This is a genomic window from Nonomuraea monospora (assembly GCF_039531895.1).
In the GTDB taxonomy this organism is placed as follows: Bacteria; Actinomycetota; Actinomycetes; order Streptosporangiales; family Streptosporangiaceae; genus Nonomuraea; species Nonomuraea monospora.
Map to the genome: position 1 here is coordinate 112705 of NZ_BAAAQX010000033.1, position 18670 is coordinate 131374.

The window sequence follows — 18670 nt, forward strand, 5'->3', positions numbered from 1 at the left end:
GGCACCACCCTCCTCACTGCGTGGCCGCGTGCTCCTCTGCCAGCTCCCGCGCCACCTGGTCCCCGCCCGCGTTCCGCCACTGGGTGACGATGTCCTTCCACGCCGACAGCGGCTTGCGCCCGAAGACGACCGCGGCGATGCCGTCGCCCATGATCTGGTTCATCGCCGCCCCCTTGCTCACCGAGGTGGCCGAGCGCAGCCCGTTGGCCGGGTTGGCGACGCTTCTGGGCAGCGTGGCCTTCTGCCAGTCGTAGGTGGCCTGCGCCGTCCGCGGGTGCCCGGGCAGGTAGAGGACGGACGGCGCGGCGCCGAGGTAGCGGAACGGCAGCGTGTTGTTGTTCTCGGTCTGGAACAGGTCGAGGGTCTTGATGCCGTCGCCGTCCTTGGTGAAGTGCACGCCCTCGACGCCGTAGTTGGCCAGCTCGTACTCCTTGGTGCCGAACGGGGCGCTGAGGTAGTCGCTGATGCGCAGCAGCATCTTGATCCGCTCGGGGGCGGCCTTCTTGAAGGTGACGTAGCCGAACATGCCGGGGCCCTGCCAGGGGGTGGCGTCCGGCCCGTACGGGTGGCCGAGGTCGAGCTCGAACCGGTCGTTGATCTTGGTCAGTGTGGTGGGCGACATGGAGCCGAAGCCGTCCTGGACGGAGGCGACGGTGCCGTTGTGGAAGTAGGTCTGCATGTCGGTGGAGCTGACCGTGAGGCTGTCCGGGTGCACCGACTTGGCCTCGGCCAGCTTGCGCATCACGTCCAGAGCCTGCTCGAACTGCGGGGTGGCGAGGGTGGTGGTGAACCGGCCGTCCGCCAGTGACCAGGTGTTGGGGGCGCCGAGCGAGCCGGCGTGGTAGGTGACGGCGCCGAGCCCGCCGAAGAGCGTCTTGTACCAGCCGAGCCCCCACTTGCGGGCGGCGCTCAGCTCCTTCATCGCCTCCAGGTACTGCTCGGTGGTCCAGGTCTTGGGGATGCCCGCCTCGTCCATGGCGGTGCGGTTGACGAACAGGCTGTTGGCCGGGGTGGGGCGTTCCAGCGGGACGCCGTAGAGCTTGCCGCTGACGCGGCCCATGCCCTTCCAGGCGTAGGCGGGGATGTTGGCCAGGTTCGGATACTGCTTGACGGCGTCGCCGCCGATGAACTCCGACAGGTCGGCGCAGCGGGCCTGGATGAACTCCAGGGAGTGCGGCAGCGCGAGGTTGGTGAACATGATGATGTCCGGCAGGTCGCTGCCCGAGGCCATCAGGGTGGTCATCTTCTGGCCGTACTCCGGGTCGGGCACCACCGTGACCTGGAGGTCGACGTTGAGCGCCTTGTTGATCGCCTGCCAGTAGCGGTTCTGCGCGACGGGCGTGGGCGGCGGGCCGTAGGTGACGACCAGCGCGGTGACCTTCGAGCCGTCGCCGACCGTGTCGTTCACCGACTGCACCAGCGTTTCCGGATATTTCAGGTAAAGGGGCTGGACGCCGGTGTCGTCGCCGGGGGCGTCCGGCTTCGGACCGGCGAACGGCACGTACGCCGGCCAGGGCACGAGCTGCTTGCCCGCGTTGGAGACGCCGCCGCCCGACGGGCTCCCGCCGCCGCAGGCGGTCAGCAGCGACGCGGCGGCGACGCCGAGAGCGCCCCTGAACAGGGCACGGCGATCCAGGGTGTTGTCCATCACGAGGATTCCTTCTGGTGGGGGGTGTTCAGGCCTTGAGCGCGCCGGTGAGCACGCCCTTGGCGAAGTAGCGCTGCAGGAACGGGTAGACGCACACGATCGGCAGCGTGGCCAGGATGACCACGGCCATCTGCACCGACTGCGGCGAGCTCATGGCCAGCTCGCCGGACGTCTCCGACAGGGCCGCGCCGCCGGTGACGTACTGGCGCAGCACGGTGCCGATCGGCCACATGCTCTGGTCGTTGAGGTAGATGATCGCCTCGAAGAAGCGGTTCCAGTACGAGACCGCGTAGAACAGGCCGATCACCGCGATCACCGCCTTCGACAGCGGCAGCACGACCTTGCGCAGGATCGCCAGCTCACCCGCCCCGTCCATGCGGGCGGCGTCGATCAGCTCCTGCGGGATCGACTGGAAGAAGCCGCGCATCACGACCAGGTTGAACACGTTGACCAGGAACGGCAGGATCAGCGCCGCGTAACTGTCGACCAGCCCCGCGCTCTGCACGACCAGGAACAGCGGCACCATCCCGGGCGGGAACAGGAACGTGAACAGCACCAGCAGCAGCATCGGCTTGCCGCCGTAGACCTTGGGCCTGCTCAGCGTGTACGCCAGCGCGATCGTGCAGGCCAGGCTGAGCGCGGTGCCGATGAGGGTGACGCCGGCGCTGATGAGCAGGGCGCGGGTGATGATGCCGCCGGCCAGGATGTCGGCGTAGGCGTCGAAGGAGAACGCGGTGGGCCAGATGACCCAGCCGCCGTTGTCGATGACGTTCTGCGGGCTGGCCAGGCTGGTGGCCAGCACCGTCCACAGCGGGAAGACGACCAGCAGCACGACGACGCTCAGCGCAACCGCTTTGAGCGCGCGGACGGCGAGGGTGGGGCGGCCCATCCAGGCGGGCGCTCGGGTGGTGCTCATGCCTTGTAGACCCCCTGCTCGCCGAGCCGGTGCGCGACCTTGTTGGCGGTGTAGATGAGCACGATCCCGATCGCGCCCTTGAACAGGCCGACGGCCGCGGCGTAGCCGAAGTCGCCGCCGGCGAAGGCGGTGACGTAGACGAACGTCTCCAGCACCTCGCCGGTCTCCGGGCCGACCGACTGGCGCTGCAGGAAGAACTGCTCGAAGCCGATCGACAGGAACTCGCCGAGGCGCAGCACCAGCAGCAGCACGATGACCGGGCGGATGGCGGGCAGGGTGACGTGCCACAGCCGCCGTCCCCAGCTCGCGCCGTCGATGGCGGCGGCCTCGTACTGCTGCTCGTCCACCTGCGACAGCGCGGCCAGGAAGATGATCGTGGCCCAGCCGCACTCCTTCCAGACGAGCTGGGCGACCACGAGCGGCCCGTACGCGTCCGGGTTGCCGATGATCGAGATCGGGCCCGCGCCCAGGTCGGACAGCCAGCCGTTGACCACGCCCGCGCCGCCGAGCATCTGCTGGAACAGCGCCAGCACGATCACCCAGGACAGGAAGTGCGGCAGGTAGACCACGCTCTGCACGAACGTGCGGACGGTGTCGCCGACGATGCTGTGCAGCAGCAGCGCCAGCGCCAGCGGGGCCGGGAAGAAGAAGACGAGTTGCAGGACGGCGATCGTGAGGGTGTTGCGCACCGCGTTCCAGAACTCGGGGTCGGTGAGCATGCGCTCGAAGTGCGCCAGGCCCACCCACTCGCTGCCCGGGATGCCGAGGAACGGTACGTAGTCCATGAACGCCAGCGCGTTGCCGAACAGCGCGCCGTAGTGGAAGACCAGGAAGTACACCAGGCCGGGCACCGCGATGAGGAGCAGCACGCGATCGGCACGAATGCGCCGCAGCGGACTCCTGCGATGGGACGGGGCCCGCGCCTCCGCGATCGGCGGACTGGTCGTCGTCCCACGGACCCGCGTCATGCTCACGTGTTGCGCCTCTCTGCGGTGCGGAGCCGAAACAGAATGTTCATGAAGATAAAACGGTTACATGACATGGTCAAGAGTGCGCCTGCGGACTTTCCGCGGTTTTCCTGGCCTTCCTGAGTAAGAGCAGGCATGATGAGATCACGAAGGAGGTCAGGAAGCGGAAGCGTTTCCAAAGCGTGGCGCCCGAGGGTTGTGACGTCGCTCACACCGTGTCACAGGCGCGGCAGGTACCCCGTCTTGAGAGGGCATGACGAACACAACGGTGCTGATCACCGGAGGCAACAAGGGGCTCGGGCTCGAGGCGGCGCGGCGGCTCGGGCAGCTCGGCTGGACGGTCTTCCTCGGCTCGCGCGACGAAGCCCGCGGCCAGGCGGCAGCGGACAAGCTGGCCGCCGAGGGCGTGCGGGTGATCATGGTCCCACTGGACGTGACCTCGGACGAGTCGGTGGAGGCCGCGGCGAGGCTCGTCCGCGAGCACACCGGCAGCCTGGACGTGCTGATCAACAACGCGGGCGCGCCCGGCAGGGGCGTCACGCCCGCCGAGGCGACGGTCGAGGAGATCCACGCCGTCTACGACACCAACGTGTACGGGCCCATCAGGGTCACCCACGCCTTCCTGCCCCTGCTGCAGGAGGCCGCCAACCCGCGGGTGGTGATGGTGTCCAGCGCCGTCGGCGCCTTCTCCGTCGTCACCGACCCCGGGCAGGCCGCCTCGAAGTTCCACGAGCTCGCCTACAGCTCGTCCAAGACCGCCCTCAACATGATCACCGTCAGGTACGCGCAGGCGCTGCCGCACGTCAAGTTCAACCTCGCCACCCCCGGCGAGGTCGCCAACCGCAAGTTCGCCGCCACGGACATGAACAACCACACCGGCGAGCTGACCGTCACCGAGGGCACCGACTCGATCGTCAGGCTCGCGACCCTCGACGCCGACGGGCCGAGCGGCATCTTCGTCGACCGGCTCGGCCCCGTAGCCTGGTGACCTGCTGATCAGTCACGTTGACGGGAGAGATGCCGATGCCTGCGGACGAGATGGCGGCGAGCACGTACCGGCCGCTGTTGTTCTCCATCGCGTACGGGATGACGGGAACCGTGGGCGATGCCGAGGACCTCGTGCAGGACGCGTTCCTCGGCCTGACCAAGGCCCGCCAGGCGGGCACCGAGATCGCCGATCAGAAGGCGTACCTGGCCACGGCGGTGACGCGGCTGGGCATCGACCATCTGAGGTCGGCGCGGGTGCGGAGGGAGACGTACGTGGGTGACTGGCTGCCCGAGCCCGTCGTCGCACCGGCCGGCGAGCCGGGGCCGGCCGAGCACGCCGAGCTGGCCGACTCGCTGTCGATGGCGTTCCTGGTGCTGCTGGAGTCGCTGTCGCCGGTGGAGCGGGCCGTGTTCATGCTGCGCGAGGTGTTCGGCTACGACTACCAGGACGTGGCCAGGATCACCGGCAAGACCGAGGTCAACTGCCGGCAGATCTTCGCCCGCGCCAGGCAGCGCGTCGCCGCCGGCGGGCAGGCGCACGACAGCGCCCCGCCACCGGCGCGGCGGGCGCGCGGCGAGGAGCTGGCCCGCCGGTTCTTCGACGCCGCCGCCGGTGGTGACATGGACGCGCTGCTCGGCATGCTCTCGCCCGACGTGGTCTTCCACGGCGACGGCGGCGGCAAGGTGCAGGCGCTCGGGCGTCCTGCCACCGATCCGCAGCGCGTCGCGCGGCTGCTCGTCGCCGGGCTGCGCCGGGTCGCCAAGCTCGGCGTCTCCTACCGGCCGGCCTGGGTCAACGGCCGGCCGGGCGCCGTCATGTACGACGCGGAGGGGCGCGTGGCCAGCGTGGTCGGGCTTGAGATCGCCGACGGCGTGATCCAGGCGATCCACTCGGTGGCCAACCCCGACAAGCTCGGCCACCTCGGGCCGGTGTCCGACGTGGGGCTCCTGCCTGAGCGGTGATCCGCCCGGTCGGCCATTCAACAGCACGGCGGAGGACGAGCAGCAGGCGCTCTCAGGGGTTCAGGTCGGCACGTCCATGCGTTGCGTCCCGATCACCGACAGCAGGCGCAGGGCCTGCTCGGACGGCGAGCCGGGTACGGCGGTGTAGATGACGACCTGCTGGTCCCGATCGGCGAGGTCGAGGACGTCGCAGTTGACGGTGACCGGCCCGACCAGCGGATGCTGGAACGTCTTGGTCATCACCGGCGCGGCGGCCACGTCGTGCGACTCCCACAGCCGGGCGAACGCGGGGCTCCCCTCGCGCAGCTCGCGCACCAGCTCCGCCACCTCCGGGTCGGCGGGGTAGCGGGCGGCGACGGCGCGCAGGCGGCGGGCCGACCCGCGGCGGAACTCGTCCAGGTCCGACACCCCGAACAGCCGCCGTCCTCCCGGGTCGGGCCCGAGGAAGGCGCGGCGCACCAGGTTGCGGTCGCGCCGCGGCACGGCGGAGAAGTCCTCCATGAGGGCGGCCGCCAGGTCGTTCCAGGCGATCACCTCGACCGCCGCGGACGTCACGATCGCGGCGGCCTGCGGCAGCCGCCGCAGCAGGTCGAGGATGCTCTGGCGGACCTCGCGCGACGGCCCGGGCGCGGGTGCGGGCGGCGCGCCGGCCAGGTGGTGGAGGTGGTCGCGCTCGGCGTCCGACAGGCGCAGGGCCCGCGCCAGCCCCGCCAGCACCTCGTGGGACGGGCGCGGCGCGCGGGCCTGCTCCAGCCGCGTGTAGTACTCGGTCGAGATGAAGGCGAGCTGCGCCGCCTCCTCCCGGCGCAGCCCTGGTATACGGCGGCGCGGCCCGGCGGGCAGCCCCACGTCCGCGGGGGTGATCCGCTCGCGCCTGCTGCGGAGGAAGGCGGCCAGTTCCTTTCGGTCCATACCTCCAGCTTGCACGAGTTCGCCCAGGTGAGGCATGTACTGGTGGTACCTGGATGCGCTTCGTGCGCTGCCGCAGGCTCGTCGGCATGCACATCGACACGAAGGACACGTCCACGGGCCTGCTGGCGGGCAAGGTCGCGTTCATCACCGGGGCCGGGCGCGGCATCGGGGCCGCCGCGGCGCGGCTGTTCGCCAGGGAGGGGGCCAGGGTGCTGCTCGCGGCCCGTACCGAGGAGCAGTTGAAGGAGGTGACGCAGGAGGTCCGCGCGGCGGGCGGCACCGCCGACCACGTGGTGTGCGACCTGGCCGACCCGGCCTCCGTGCGCGCCGCCGTCGATCGCGTCGTGGAGCTGTACGGGCGGCTCGACGTGGCGTTCAACAACGGGGCGGCCATCACGCCGCCCGGCGCGGTGGACGAGGTGAGCCAGGCCGACTTCGACCACCTCTACGCGGTGAACCTCAGGGGGCCTTGGCTGGCCATGTCCGCCGAGGTCGCGGCCATCCGGGCGACCGCGGGAACGGGGGCCATCGTCAACAACTCCAGCGTCGGCAGCCTGCGGGGCAACCCGGAGCTGCCCGCCTACGGGGCGATGAAGCGGGCCGTGAACAGTCTCACGGAGTCGGCGGCCCTCACGTACGGGCCGGAGGGGATCCGCGTGAACGCGATCGCCCCCGGTGGCACGCTGACCGAGATGATCCGCACCTGGGCCGAGCACTCGCCAGGACTCCTCGAGCGGATCTCGGCGTCCGTGCCGCTGCGGCGCGCCGCCGACCCGGAGGAGATCGCGCAGGCCGCCGCCTGGCTGCTCAGCGACCGCGCCTCCTACGTGACGGGCGCCGTGCTGCCGGTGGACGGCGGCGCCCGCGCCTGACCCGCCACCCGCGCGGGGCGGCGGGTCAGTGCCTGGTCAGCCGCAGCTCGACACCCGGGTCACCGAGGCCGGCTCGTAGACGGCGGCGTAGAACTTCTTCTTGCCCTTGGTCTTCGCGTTGACCGTCATGCACCGGTACTTGGCGGCCTTGTTCCCGACCGTGCCCTTGCGCACGAACGTGATCCTGACGCTCAGCCGGTGGCTGCAGTGGTTGTTGAAGTAGATGGTCGCGCTGGTGTTGCCCTGCCCCCAGGAGAAGTTGGCCCACTGGCCGCTGGGCTTGGAGCACCGGACGCTGTCACGCTCGACCGCCGCCGTGGCCGCGCCGGTCTGTGCGGAGGCGGCCGTCGCCGGGGCGAGCGACAGCGCCGCGAGGGCAGCGGAGCCGAGCAGGACGGATGCGAGCTTCTTGGGGTTCATACCTCAACCTCGGAGAGTCCAACAGATCTTGACCAGCCACCTTATCGACAGTCTCAAATCAGAGTAAAGGCGTGTCCAATATCTACGCGTGCGCACCCGTACACCCACCGTAGTCCTGACTTGCGGCGGTGCGCTGCGAAGATACGCAGCATGTCCGATGCCAAGCAGTACCCCTTCGAACCCGGCCCCGCGCAGACGCGCGAGATGGGGGAGGCCGTGCTGGGCCTGGTCCAGCGCTTCCTGGACGAGCTGCCCGAGCTGCCCGCCTTCGACCTCGACGGCGCCGCCGGGCTGGCCGCCGCGCTGCGCGAGCCCGCGCCCGAGCACGGCGGCGCGTTACCCGACCTGCTGGAGACCGTGCACGCGGCGGCCCGCAACGGCGCCATCAGCGCGGGGCCCGGCTACCTCGCCTACGTGCCGGGCGGCGGCCTGTACGCGGCGGCGCTCGCCGACTTCCTCATCGCCGCACTCAACAAGTACGTCACCGTCTGGCAGCTCGCCCCCGCCTGCGCCCAGATCGAGGCCACCGCCGTCCGCTGGCTCTGCGACCTGTTCGGCTATCCGGGGCAGGCGCGCGGCATCCTCACCTCCGGCGGCTCGATGGCCAACTTCTCGGCCATCGTCACCGCCCGCTCCACCCTGCTCGGCGAGGACTTCCTCGGCGGCACCGCCTACGTCACCGCCCAGACCCACGCCTCCTGCGCCAAGGCCGCCCTGCTGGCCGGCCTCCCGCGCGGGCACGTCCGCGTCGTCCCGGCCGGGCCGGAGCTGACGATGGACCCGCACGCCCTGCGCAGGATGATCGAGGACGACCGGCGGGCCGGGCTGTGGCCCTTCCTCGTGATCGGCAGCGCCGGAACCACGAACACCGGAGCCGTGGACCCGCTCCCCGGCCTGGCCGCCGCCGCCCGCGACGCGGGCGCGTGGTTCCACGTGGACGCCGCCTACGGCGGCCCGTTCCAGCTCACCGAGCGCGGCCGGTCGCGGCTGCGCGGCATCGAGCTGGCCGACTCGATCACGATCGACCCGCACAAGGCCATGTTCCTGCCGTACGGGACCGGGGCGCTGCTGGTGCGCGACGGCTCGCGGCTGCGCCAGGCCCACCACGTGGGCGCCGAGTACCTGCAGGATCTCAGCGAGGAGGAGGACATCCCCAACTTCACCGAGTACTCGCCCGAGCTGACCCGCGAGTTCCGTGGCCTGCGGTTGTGGCTGCCGATCAAGCTGTACGGGCTGGGCGCCTTCCGCGAGGCCCTGGACGAGAAGCTGGACCTGGCGGAGCTGGCCTACGAGAGGCTGCTGGAGCTGGGCTTCGAGGTGCCGTGGCGGCCCAGCCTGACCGCCGTCGCCTTCCGCTGGGTGCCTGAGCACGGCGACGCCGACGCGTTCAACGCCGAGCTGCTGAGCCGGGTGACGGCCCGCCGCCGCGCCCTGCTGTCCAGCACGCGGATCGGCGGCCGGTACATGATCCGGATCTGCGTCGTCAGCCACCGCACCCACCGGGACCGGGTCGAGGAAGTCCTGGACATCATCCGCGAGACCTGCGCCGGACTACGGGCGGAACGCGGCCTGCCCTCTCATCGCTAGGTGCGGCGCGAGCCGTTCGAGGGTGTCGACGGCGGAGGGCAGGTCACCGGCCAGCGGATGCAGCAGGACGTGGTCGGCCCCCGCGTCCAGGTGCGCGCGCAGCCGGCGGCCGACCGCCTCCTCGTCGCCCCAGGCGAGGGTGGCGTCCACGAGCCGGTCGCTGCGGTCGCCCGCCAGGTCCTCGTCGCCGTAGCCGAGCCTGCGGTAGTTCGCCGTGTACGGGGTCTCGACGTCGCGCGGCCCCATGCGCGAGACGGCCCGCATCCGCTCCCTGGCCGTGCCGGGGTCGGGGTCGATGACCAGGGCCTGGTGCGGGATGAGCAGCGGGCCCGGCCCGAGCGCCTTGCGGGCGGCCTCGGTGTGCTCGACCGGTTGCAGGAACGGGTGCACGCCGTCCGCCCGGTCGGCGGCCAGGCGGTGCGCCCTGGGGCCGAGCGCGGCCAGCACGCGGGGGTAGGCGACGCCGGGCAGCAGGCGGGTGGCGGCCTCGTCCATGGCGTCCAGGTAGTCGCGCAGGCCGCTGATGGGACGCTCGCCCGGGTGGCCGCCGAGCCCGAGCACGAGCCGCCCCGGGTGGGCCTCGGCCAGCGTGGCCGCCGCCGTGTGCGTGACCGACGGAGGGCGGATGCCCACGTTGGCGATGCCCGAGCCCGCGACCAGGTGCTCGGTCGCGGCCAGCATGACCGCGAGCTGCGTGAAGATCTCCCGCCCACCGGCCGGCGCGGCGGCGGGCGGCTCGCCCGTCCACAACGACCGGTATCCCAGCCGCTCGATCCGCGCGAACTGCTCGCGCTGCACGGGTATCGGCGTGCCGAGCAGCGTCTGGGGCGCGATCCACACGCCGTACCGGCCGAGCCTGTCCCTGGTCTCCCCGAGGTCCATCGCCGTTCTCCTTCGCTTTTCGGAGGCTGCCTCCGCTTGTCTGCGGGATACGATACGGAGGCAGGCTCCGGTTGGCAACGGTGAAGGAGAGACGTCATGGATCGCGTGACGACCGCGCGCCCGCTGCGCGCCGACGCCCGGCGCAACCGCGACCGGCTCGTCGCCGAGGCCCGCGCCGCCTTCGACAGGGAAGGCGTGGCCGCCTCGCTGGAGGACGTCGCCGCCCGCGCCGGTGTCGGCATCGGCACGCTCTACCGGCACTTCCCCACCCGCGAGGCGCTGCTGGAGGCGGTGCTGCGGGAACGGTTCGACGCGCTCGCCGCCGGGGCCCGCGACCTGCTCGGCCACGCCTCGCCCCGCGCCGCCCTGCTCACCTGGGCGCGCGGGTTCGCCGAGGCGGGCACCACCTTCCGTGGCCTGACGAGTGCCCTGTCGGCGACGCTCCAGGACGAGTCCTCGGCCCTGCACGCCTCGTGCGCGGCCATGCGGGAGGCGGGGGAGGCGCTGCTGGCCGAGGCCCAGCGCGGCGGGGAGATCCGCGCCGACGTGACCGTGGCGGAGCTGACCACGCTGGTGTTCGGGGTGGCGTGGGCGCACGAGCAGAACCAGGGGCGGGGGGCCACCGGCCTCGACCGGCTGCTCGGCCTGCTGTTCGACGGGCTGAGCGTGCGTTAGGCCCGCGGCGGCCACAGGGCCGGCGGCCCGCCGATCGCCGCACGGTCGCCGGGCGACGGCGGGAGGGCGCCGCCGGTCCAGTCCCAGCCGGTGATCGTGCCGCGCATCAGCCGGGCCGCGGGCGGCAGATGGCTGTCGGCGCCCCAGTACAGCGTGACCGTGCGACGGCAGTCGGGGTCGTCGACCGGGATCCAGGCGCCCGGCACCCGCGTGGGGCTGCGGCGGGCGAAGGCGGGCACGAGCCCGATCCCGAGCCCCGCGCTGATCAGCGCCGCGATGGCGGTGGGCTCGTCGCTCTCACAGATGATCTTCGGGGTCAGGCCGCGGGCGGCGAAGAGGCGGTCGAGGAGCCGGCGGATCCAGTGCCCGGGCCGGGCGGTGATGATCGGCTGACCGGCGAGCTCGTCGATGCTGACAGCGGCCCGCTCCGCCAGCGGATGGCCGAGCGGCGTGCCCACCCCCACGGCCTCGTCGAACAGCCGCGCCGAAGCCAGCCCTTCGGCGTGGATCGGCTGGGAGGCGACGCACAGGTCGACGTCCTGCGCCCGCAGGCGGCGGGCCATCTCCTCGGCGGGCGTCCAGTGGAGCTGCACCTCGACGGCGGGATGGGCCTGCTTGAACGCCGCCAGCGGCCCCGTCAGGGTGAGGAACGTCTCCGACGCCAGCCGCACGCCGCCCACGCCTTCGCTGACGGCCTCGGCGACCGCCCGCCGCCCCGCGTCCAGCTCGCCGAGCGCGCGTTCGGCGTACTCGCGGAACAGCCTGCCCGTGTCGTTGAGCCGCAGCCGGTCGGCGCGGTCGAACAGCGGGGCGCCCAGCTCGCTCTCCAGCCGGTTGATGGTGCGGCTCAGCGACGGCTGGGCGACGCGGAGCTCGTCGGCGGCGCGGCTGAGGTGCTCCAGCCGGGCCACCACCACGAACTGCCTGAGCGTGTTCAGGTCCATCATGACTCCCGGGGCATAACGGCATAGCGATATTGATCTTAGACAGGATAACTCAGCATGCATATCGTCCTTGGAATGAGGAGAACGAAAGGCGAGGCCGGCATGAGACTCGCGTTGCGGGCGGTGGTCAGCGCGCACGTCGTGGCGATAGCGGGGCAGCCGGTGTTCGCCGGGGTGTATCTGACGGGTGACTACGACAGCCTGCGCTGGCACGCGCTCGGCGCCGACGTGGTCACCTCGATCGGCTACCTGCAGCTCGTGGTGGCGATCGTGGTGTGGGCGCGGCTGCGCACGGTGTGGCCGTCCGTGGCCACGCTGGCGGTGGTGGGCGCCGAGACCGTGCAGTACTTCGCGGGGCTGGACGGGGCGTTGTGGCTGCACCTGCCGCTGGGCGTGATGACCGTGGCGGCGCTGGTCGTGCTGTTCATCGCCGTCTGGCAGCGGCCGTTGCGCAAGGAGACGCCCGATGCCTGAAGTGAGCAGGCGGCGCGCGCTGGGGATCGGCGGGGCGCTCGGGCTGGTGGCGGCCACCGGGCTGTCGGCCGCGACCGCGCTGGCCCGCCGCCCGGCCGTCACGGGCGCCGAGTTGCGCAGCGCCGTCCCGCTGCCGCCGCCGTACCAGGTGCCGCTGCCGATCCCCGCCACGCTGGAGCCGGTCAGCGAAGGCCGGTACGAGATCGTCCAGCGCGAGACGAGGGCGGAGATCCTTCCCGGGGTCAGGACTAGCCTGTGGACGTACGGAGGCACGTTCCCCGGGCCGACGATCGAGTCGCAACGCGGCCGGCAGATCACGGTGACGCACCGCAACGAGCTGCCCGTCCCGACGGTCGTGCACCTGCACGGCGGCCGGACCCCGGCGGCCTCCGACGGCTACCCCACCGACCTCGTCCTGCCTGAAGGCTGGACGGGGCACGAGGGCCACGGCATGCACGATCACCGGGCGGTGGTGACGGAGCTGACGCGCGACTACACGTTTCCGCTGGACCAGCGGCCGACGCTGCTCTGGTACCACGACCACCGGATGGACTTCACCGCCCCCGCCATCTGGCGCGGCCTGGCCGGGCTGCATATCGTCCGCGACGACGCCGAGGAGGCGCTGGGCCTGCCCGCGGGCCACCGAGAGCTGCCCCTGATGATCGCCGACCGGGCCTTCGCCGCCGACGGCGGCCTGCTGTATCCCTCGCTCGACCCCGCCCTGCGCGAGCGGCCGGGCGTGACGGAGCCGTACCTGGCGGGCGTGCTCGGGGACGTGATCCTGGTCAACGGCGCGCCGTGGCCGGTGCACGAGGTGGACGCGGCCCGCTACCGGCTGCGCGTGCTGAACGCCTCCAACGCCCGCCACTACGAGCTGGAGGCCGTCACCGACGACGGCCGCCGCCTCGACCTCGTCCAGGTCGGCGCCGACCAGGGGCTGCTGGCGGCGCCGGTCACCCACCGGCTGCTCCCGATCGCGCCCGCCGAGCGTTACGACCTGGTCGTGGACTTCAGCGGCGTCCCGGTGGGAGGGCGCGTCCGGCTGCTCAACCGGCTCGGCTCCGGCCGTACCAGGGACGTCATGGCGTTCCGCGTGGCGCGCAGGGCCGCCGACGACAGCCGCGTGCCCGCCGTCCTGTCCACCGACCTGCCGGGCTGGCGCCGCTCGGACGCCGTCCGGGTGCGCGACCTCGCCTTCCGCACCGGGCGGGTGCACGGCGGACACGGCTGGCTGATCGGCGGGCTGCCGTTCGACCCGGCCCGCGCCGACGTCACCACGCGTCTCGGTGACGTCGAGGTGTGGCGGCTGGTCGCCGACGTGCACCACCCCGTTCACCTGCACCTCGTCGGCTTCCGCGTGCTGTCGCGCAGCGGCGGGCCGCCCCTGCCGCACGACGCGGGGCTGAAGGACACCGTCTCGCTGCGTCCCGGCGAGTCGGTGGAGATCATCACCCGCTTCGACGGCTACCGGGGCCGTTTCCTGTTCCACTGCCACAACGCCGAGCACGAGGACATGGCCATGATGGCCAACCTGGAGGTCACCTGACGAGCCGCTCCGACAGGGCCCGCCGATCGACCTTGCCGTTGTGGTTCAGCGGCAGCCGCGGCAGGTGGACGAGCCGTCTGGGCACCATGTGGGCGGGCAGCCAGGCCCGGACGTGCGCGGCCAGCTCCCGGTAGGGCAGCTCCCGCCCGGTGTAGGCGGCGACCAGCTCGGCGTCGCCGTGCGCGCCCTCCACGGCCAGCACGACGGCGTCGCGCACCTGCTCGTGGCGTCGCAGGACCGCCTCGACCTCGCCCGGCTCCACGCGGTGGCCGTACACCTTGACCTGGCTGTCCAGCCTGCTGAGGTGGGTGAGCCTGCCGTCGTCGTCGCGGACGCGGTCGCCGGTCCTGTACCAGTGCCGCGCGGTCAGCGGCGCGGAGCCGTCGTAGCTCTCGGACACGCCATTCTCGAACGTGACGAACCGCCCGACGTCGTCGGCCGGGTCCAGGTAACCTGAGAACCGCTGGCCGCCGCGCACGCACAGCTCGCCTTCAGGGGCGGCGCGGCCGTCCTCGTCCAGCACGACGTGCTCCAGGTGCGGGTAGATCGCGCCGATCGGCACCGTCCCGTTGGCGGTGCGCGGCCACGCGGATCGGCTGGCGGGCAGCCGGTACGCCGCGCAGGTGATGGTCAGCTCCGTCGGCCCGTAGACGTTCTCCATGACGCTGCCCGGCGCGGCCTCCGCCCACCTGGCCGCCAGCGCGCCGGTGAGCTGCTCGCCGCCGAGCATCGTCCACCGCAGGTGCGGCATGCCGCCGGGGGACAGGTCGCCGGAGTCGTCGGCCAGCGACAGGTGCGAGGGGCCCGAGTACCAGTGGGTCAGGCGCCGCCGGTTGATGAACTCGACCGGCGCGAGCCGCTCGTCCCCGCTGGGCACGACGAGCGTGGCGCCGGCGCTCCAGGTGACGAACAGGTCGAAGACCGACGGGTCGAAGGTCAGGTCGAACTCCTGCGACAGGCGCGCGCCAGGGCCGACGGCGTACCGGGAGACGCAGTGGTCGAGGTAGGCGGTGAGGTTGGCGTGGCGGATCGGCACGCCCTTGGGCACGCCGGTCGAGCCGGAGGTGAACAGCACGTAGGCCACCTCGCGGGCCGCGGCGGGCCGGGGTTCGAAGGGGGCCGCGGGCGGCTCGTGGGTGATGGGCAGCACCGTGCGCACGTGCGGGAACGCGCCCGCCTGGCCCGCCCCCGCCGAGTCGATCAGGACGGCGTCCGCCCCGGCGAGGCGGCACAGGGTCGCGTTGCGGGCGGCGGGGAAGGCCGGGTTCAGCGGCACGACCGTGGCGCCCAGCGAGAGCACGGCGAGGTACCCCGCGTAGGCGGCGACGGTGCGCGAGGCGAGCAGCGCCACCCGGCCTGGGACTTCGCCGTGCTCCGCCACCAGCCAGGCGGCCAGCCGCCGCGCGGTCTCCTCCAGTTGCCGGTAGGTCAGCGTGGCGTCGCCCACCTCCAGGGCGGGGGCGTCCGGGAGGGCCGCGGCGGTGGCGGCGAAGCGCGCGTACAGGGTGTCGCGGGTCGCGGTCCTCATCCGTCGCTCCTGACCACGACGTGCGGCGGCGGGGCAGGCGCGCTCGACGGCGTCAGTTCGAGCAGCATCCGGCCGCCCTCCTCCCCGGCGACGGCGAACCCGGCCAGCCGCAGCGCGACCAGCATCGCCCGGTTCGCGCCCGTCGGGATCATCTCCGCCCGCAGCCGCACGCCCGCCGCGTACGCCCGCCTGATGACGTCCTGGAGCAGCAGCGAGCCCGCCCCCCTGGAGATCACCCGGCAGGAGGTGAGCAGCAGCGGCAGCCGCCACGAGCCGGGGGCCAGCTCCAGCACGGCCAGCCCGATGGTGCCGTAACCGCCGAACGTGTCGCTCAGCGACGCGACCAGCACCAGGTGGGCGGGCGAGTGGATCAGCTCGCGCAGCTCCTGTTCACCGAAGGTGATGCCGGTGGTGTTGAGCTGGTGGGTCCTGATCGTCAGCTCGTGCGCCCGGCCCAGGTCGGCCTCGCTCGCGCGCCGCACCTCGAACCGCAGCCCCAGCGTGGCCAGGAAGTCCTGACGGCTCAGCCCCGAGCGGGTCTCGGCGGTGCGGCGCAGGTGGTCGGCCCGGTAGAGCTGCCGCCGCTGCCCGCTCTCGTCGCTCACCACGGCGGGCCGGAAGTCGGGCAGGCCGGGCAGCGACGCGACGGCGGCGCTGTCGTAGCAGCGCACGCCGGGCAGGCTGTGGGCGACCTCCGCCCGCTCGAACGGGTCGTCGTCGACGAAGGCGAAGGTGTCCAGCCCCAGGTCCAGCTCTTCGGCGATCCGCGCGACGTGGCCGCTCTTGGCGTCCCAGCCGATCTGCGGGACGAGGAAGTAGTCGAGCACGCCCAGCGTGGCGAGCCGGTCCAGGGCGGCCGGGCCGTCGTTGCGGCTGGAGACGGAGTGCAGGATGCCCCGGCCGTCCAGCTCCTTCAGCGTGTCCAGGACGTGCGGGCGTAGCCGTACGCCGTCGCCTTCGAGCAGCACGCCCTCCCACAGCGTGTCGTCGAGGTCCCAGACCAGGCATTTGATCGTCTGCATCGGCCGTCCTCACCCCGCCCGCAGCAGGGCCGCGCTCCACGCCGCCGACGGGCTGTTGTTGAGCACCAGGACGCGCTCGCCCGGCAGCGCGTCGAGCGAGCCCAGGTTGACCAGGACGTCGGCGGGCCCCAGATGCCCGTAACGGGCCAGGTTGTCGCGGCACACCGGGGAGATCTTCAGCCCGAGCGCCTGCTCGTAGAAGCCGAACGCGCCGCTGGACAGGTTCTGCATGACGACGTGGTCCGCCCCGCCCGCGTCGCCGAGCACCTCGCGCGTCAGGTCCCTGAGCACGTTCCTGCTCTGCACGGCGAGGGTGAAGGAGTAGTCGCGCACCGAGGAGCACGCCTCAATCCAGGCGTCGCGCGGCCGGTCGAGGTAGTCGATCGCGAACAGGTCCCAGAACCTGCCGTCGGAGCGCAGCCGGAGGTCCTCGATCGCGTAGCGGGGCTCGCGGGTCAGCAGGGCGGCCACGCCGGCGTCCCCGCTGAGCGTCACCGGGCGGCGGTAGCGGTCGCCGGTGGGGGCCACCGAGCCGTGCGTGATCAGCGCGTTGTGCCAGCCCGGGTTCGCCGTCAGCAGCGAGCGGGCGATCAGCAGCGCGGCCGAGCTGGACGCGCAGCCGAGGTCGCCGGTGGACAGGCAGGTGGCGCCGGACGCACCCAGATCCGCCTGCACGCGCGTCACCTCCGACGCCATCAGCTTCTCCGGCACCCGCGCCGGGATGTGCACGAGCACGTCGAGCCGGTCGGCGGCCAGGCCGTGCCGGGCCAGCAGCCGCCGCGCGGCGGTCACCGCCAGCGCGTGCGCACCCTCCTCGTCTCGGATCACGGGCAGTTCGCGGATGCCGAGCGCGCGGATCGTGGCGAGGTCCTGCTCGCTGCGCCCTGGGGCGGCGAGCACCTCCGCCAGCGTGAGCTTGCCCTCCGGCACGGCGATCTCCACCGCCGACAGGCCGATCACGCGGGCCTCCGGTGTGCGGGCAGCCCGAGCACCCGGGCGCTGATGGCCAGTTCTCCCATTTGATCGCTTCCCTCGATGAGCTGCATGATCTTCCCGTCCCGGAACATCCGGGCCGCGTAGGCGCCGGCCGCCGTGCCGTCGGCGCCGTGGAGCTGCACCGCGTCGGCGCCCGCCTCGGCCGCCGCCCTGGCCGCGAAGTACTTCGCCACCAGCACCAGGCTCCCGGCGTCCGCCAGCCCCTGGTCCCGCGCGGCCGACGCCTCCCTGCACAGCGCCCGCGCGGCCCGCGCCGACACCGCCATGCGCGCGATCAGCCGCCTGACGAGCTGGTGCTCCGCCAGGGCCGCGCCGAACTGCCGCCTGTCCCGTACGTGTGCGGCGCACGCCTCCAGGCAGCCGCGCACCATGCCCGCCGACCCCCAGGCCACGCTCAGCCGCCCCAGCGACAACGCCGTCTCCGCCACCGTGGCCAGCCCGAACCCGGGCCGCCCGAGCACCGCCGAGTCCGGCAGCTCCACGTCGAACTCCAGGTCGGCCAGCATCGCCCCGCGCAGCCCCAGCGAGCCTTCCCGAGGCAGCCTGCGCACCCCGGCACCGGCCTCGCACAGGACGGCGGTGCCGCCCTGCTCGGCCCGCGCCAGCACCAGCAGCAGCCCGGCCGACCGGCCGAAGGTGACCCAGCGTTTGCGTCCGGTCAGCCGCCACCCGCCGCCGTCCCGCACGAGACTGCTGGTGATCGCCGCCGCGTCGCTGCCCGCCTCCGCCTCGGTGAGGCAGAACCCGGCCAGCACGCCGCCCCCGGCGAGCGCGGGCAGCCAGCGGGCCCGCTGCTCGGGCCGCCCCCAACGGGCGACGGCGGCGGCCACCATGCTCTGCACGGTGATCAGGCTGCGCAGGGACGTGCACACCGCGCCGACCGCCTCGCACACCTCGCCGAAACCGGCATGGTCGAGCCCCGGCCCGCCGTGTTGCTTCGCGACCATCGGGGCGAGCAGCCGCGCCTCGCGCAGGACGGCGATCGCCTCCTCCGGCATCCGCCCGTCGAGGTCCGCGGCGGCGGCGTACGGCGGCAGCCGCGCGACCACGTCGCCGAGGCCGGTCATCCCGGGTCTCGGCGGGCGGCGGCCCCGTTCTTGCCGAGCACGAACCGGGTGATGGCGTGCACGGAGCAGAAGTTGTCCCGATCGAGGTCCTCGGTGAGCACGCTCAGCCCGAACGTGGTCTCCACGAAGGTGATCAGCTCCATCGCGAACAGCGAGTCGACCAGGCCCTCCTCGAAGATGTCGGTGTCGGCGCCGATGTCCCTGCCGCCGACCCTGCTCCGGATGAACGCGTGGACCTGGCCGGCGACGGCCGTCGCGGTCAT

General features: G+C 72.7%; 19 protein-coding genes. 7 read left to right on the forward strand and 12 right to left on the reverse strand.

Features of this window, described 5'->3' with window-relative positions; all coding sequences use genetic code 11:
- Window positions 1–13: 13 nt before the first annotated feature.
- The 3 genes from ABD331_RS44565 to ABD331_RS44575 are packed head-to-tail and all read right to left on the reverse strand — an operon-like array spanning window position 14 to window position 3433.
- The gene (locus ABD331_RS44565) at window positions 14–1648 is read right to left on the reverse strand and encodes an extracellular solute-binding protein (protein WP_344489320.1); all 1635 of its coding nucleotides are present in this window, start codon (window positions 1646–1648) and stop codon (window positions 14–16) included.
- A gap of 28 nt (window positions 1649–1676) precedes the next feature.
- The gene (locus ABD331_RS44570) at window positions 1677–2564 is read right to left on the reverse strand and encodes a carbohydrate ABC transporter permease (RefSeq protein ID WP_344489323.1); all 888 of its coding nucleotides are present in this window, start codon (window positions 2562–2564) and stop codon (window positions 1677–1679) included.
- Window positions 2561–3433 carry an ABC transporter permease gene (locus ABD331_RS44575; RefSeq protein ID WP_344489326.1) on the reverse strand — a complete coding sequence of 291 codons (873 nt, stop codon included), beginning with the start codon at window positions 3431–3433 and terminating at the stop codon, window positions 2561–2563. Before ABD331_RS44575 ends, ABD331_RS44570 begins: the two co-directional genes overlap by 4 nt.
- 352 nt (window positions 3434–3785) lie before the next feature.
- On the opposite strand from ABD331_RS44575, the gene ABD331_RS44580 reads away from it, so the two are divergent.
- Together ABD331_RS44580 and sigJ are read left to right on the forward strand one after the other, a co-directional pair.
- Window positions 3786–4520, forward strand: coding sequence for an SDR family NAD(P)-dependent oxidoreductase (locus tag ABD331_RS44580; RefSeq protein WP_344489329.1), 735 nt, complete (start codon window positions 3786–3788; stop codon window positions 4518–4520).
- Window positions 4521–4555: 35 nt separating this feature from the next.
- Window positions 4556–5482: an RNA polymerase sigma factor SigJ gene (sigJ, locus tag ABD331_RS44585; RefSeq protein ID WP_344489332.1), complete on the forward strand. Its 927-nt coding sequence runs from the start codon at window positions 4556–4558 to the stop codon at window positions 5480–5482.
- Between the two features lie 60 nt (window positions 5483–5542).
- On the opposite strand, the gene ABD331_RS44590 is transcribed toward sigJ, so the two are convergent.
- Window positions 5543–6394: a helix-turn-helix transcriptional regulator gene (locus ABD331_RS44590; RefSeq protein WP_344489335.1), complete on the reverse strand. Its 852-nt coding sequence runs from the start codon at window positions 6392–6394 to the stop codon at window positions 5543–5545.
- A gap of 86 nt (window positions 6395–6480) precedes the next feature.
- On the opposite strand from ABD331_RS44590, the gene ABD331_RS44595 reads away from it, so the two are divergent.
- Complete coding sequence (locus ABD331_RS44595) at window positions 6481–7266, forward strand: SDR family NAD(P)-dependent oxidoreductase (protein ID WP_344489338.1); 786 nt, start codon at window positions 6481–6483, stop codon at window positions 7264–7266.
- 36 nt (window positions 7267–7302) lie between these two features.
- Here the strand turns inward: ABD331_RS44595 and ABD331_RS44600 are convergent, their stop codons facing one another.
- Window positions 7303–7686 carry a hypothetical protein gene (locus tag ABD331_RS44600; RefSeq protein ID WP_344489341.1) on the reverse strand — a complete coding sequence of 128 codons (384 nt, stop codon included), beginning with the start codon at window positions 7684–7686 and terminating at the stop codon, window positions 7303–7305.
- A 150-nt stretch (window positions 7687–7836) separates the two neighbouring features.
- On the opposite strand from ABD331_RS44600, the gene ABD331_RS44605 reads away from it, so the two are divergent.
- Window positions 7837–9273 (forward strand): pyridoxal phosphate-dependent decarboxylase family protein, encoded by a 1437-nt coding sequence (locus ABD331_RS44605; protein ID WP_344489344.1) that lies wholly within the window; start codon window positions 7837–7839, stop codon window positions 9271–9273.
- On the opposite strand, the gene ABD331_RS44610 is transcribed toward ABD331_RS44605, so the two are convergent.
- A complete protein-coding gene (locus tag ABD331_RS44610) occupies window positions 9238–10155 on the reverse strand; it encodes a TIGR03620 family F420-dependent LLM class oxidoreductase (RefSeq protein WP_344489347.1) in 918 nt (305 codons plus the stop codon). The two genes, ABD331_RS44605 and ABD331_RS44610, sit on opposite strands and share 36 nt — an antisense overlap.
- Before the next feature lie 96 nt (window positions 10156–10251).
- Between ABD331_RS44610 and ABD331_RS44615 the strand changes: the two genes are divergently transcribed.
- Window positions 10252–10830 carry a TetR/AcrR family transcriptional regulator gene (locus ABD331_RS44615; RefSeq protein ID WP_344489350.1) on the forward strand — a complete coding sequence of 193 codons (579 nt, stop codon included), beginning with the start codon at window positions 10252–10254 and terminating at the stop codon, window positions 10828–10830.
- On the opposite strand, the gene ABD331_RS44620 is transcribed toward ABD331_RS44615, so the two are convergent.
- Window positions 10827–11777 (reverse strand): LysR family transcriptional regulator, encoded by a 951-nt coding sequence (locus tag ABD331_RS44620; RefSeq protein WP_344489354.1) that lies wholly within the window; start codon window positions 11775–11777, stop codon window positions 10827–10829. The two genes, ABD331_RS44615 and ABD331_RS44620, sit on opposite strands and share 4 nt — an antisense overlap.
- Before the next feature lie 72 nt (window positions 11778–11849).
- Between ABD331_RS44620 and ABD331_RS44625 the strand changes: the two genes are divergently transcribed.
- On the forward strand, window positions 11850–12248 hold the full coding sequence (locus tag ABD331_RS44625) for a hypothetical protein (protein ID WP_344489358.1): 399 nt from the start codon (window positions 11850–11852) through the stop codon (window positions 12246–12248).
- Window positions 12241–13794: a multicopper oxidase family protein gene (locus ABD331_RS44630; protein WP_344489361.1), complete on the forward strand. Its 1554-nt coding sequence runs from the start codon at window positions 12241–12243 to the stop codon at window positions 13792–13794. Before ABD331_RS44625 ends, ABD331_RS44630 begins: the two co-directional genes overlap by 8 nt.
- On the opposite strand, the gene ABD331_RS44635 is transcribed toward ABD331_RS44630, so the two are convergent.
- From ABD331_RS44635 to ABD331_RS44655, 5 genes are read right to left on the reverse strand one after another with little or no spacing between them, the layout of a single operon-like run.
- Window positions 13787–15322, reverse strand: coding sequence for an amino acid adenylation domain-containing protein (locus ABD331_RS44635; protein WP_344489363.1), 1536 nt, complete (start codon window positions 15320–15322; stop codon window positions 13787–13789). The two genes, ABD331_RS44630 and ABD331_RS44635, sit on opposite strands and share 8 nt — an antisense overlap.
- Window positions 15319–16344 (reverse strand): HAD-IIIC family phosphatase, encoded by a 1026-nt coding sequence (locus ABD331_RS44640; protein WP_344489365.1) that lies wholly within the window; start codon window positions 16342–16344, stop codon window positions 15319–15321. The genes ABD331_RS44635 and ABD331_RS44640 overlap by 4 nt, the downstream gene beginning before the upstream one ends.
- A gap of 9 nt (window positions 16345–16353) precedes the next feature.
- Complete coding sequence (locus ABD331_RS44645; RefSeq protein WP_344489370.1) at window positions 16354–17304, reverse strand: beta-ketoacyl-[acyl-carrier-protein] synthase family protein; 951 nt, start codon at window positions 17302–17304, stop codon at window positions 16354–16356.
- A complete protein-coding gene (locus tag ABD331_RS44650) occupies window positions 17301–18407 on the reverse strand; it encodes an acyl-CoA dehydrogenase family protein (protein WP_344489373.1) in 1107 nt (368 codons plus the stop codon). The genes ABD331_RS44645 and ABD331_RS44650 overlap by 4 nt, the downstream gene beginning before the upstream one ends.
- A complete protein-coding gene (locus tag ABD331_RS44655; RefSeq protein WP_344489376.1) occupies window positions 18404–18670 on the reverse strand; it encodes an acyl carrier protein in 267 nt (88 codons plus the stop codon). Before ABD331_RS44655 ends, ABD331_RS44650 begins: the two co-directional genes overlap by 4 nt.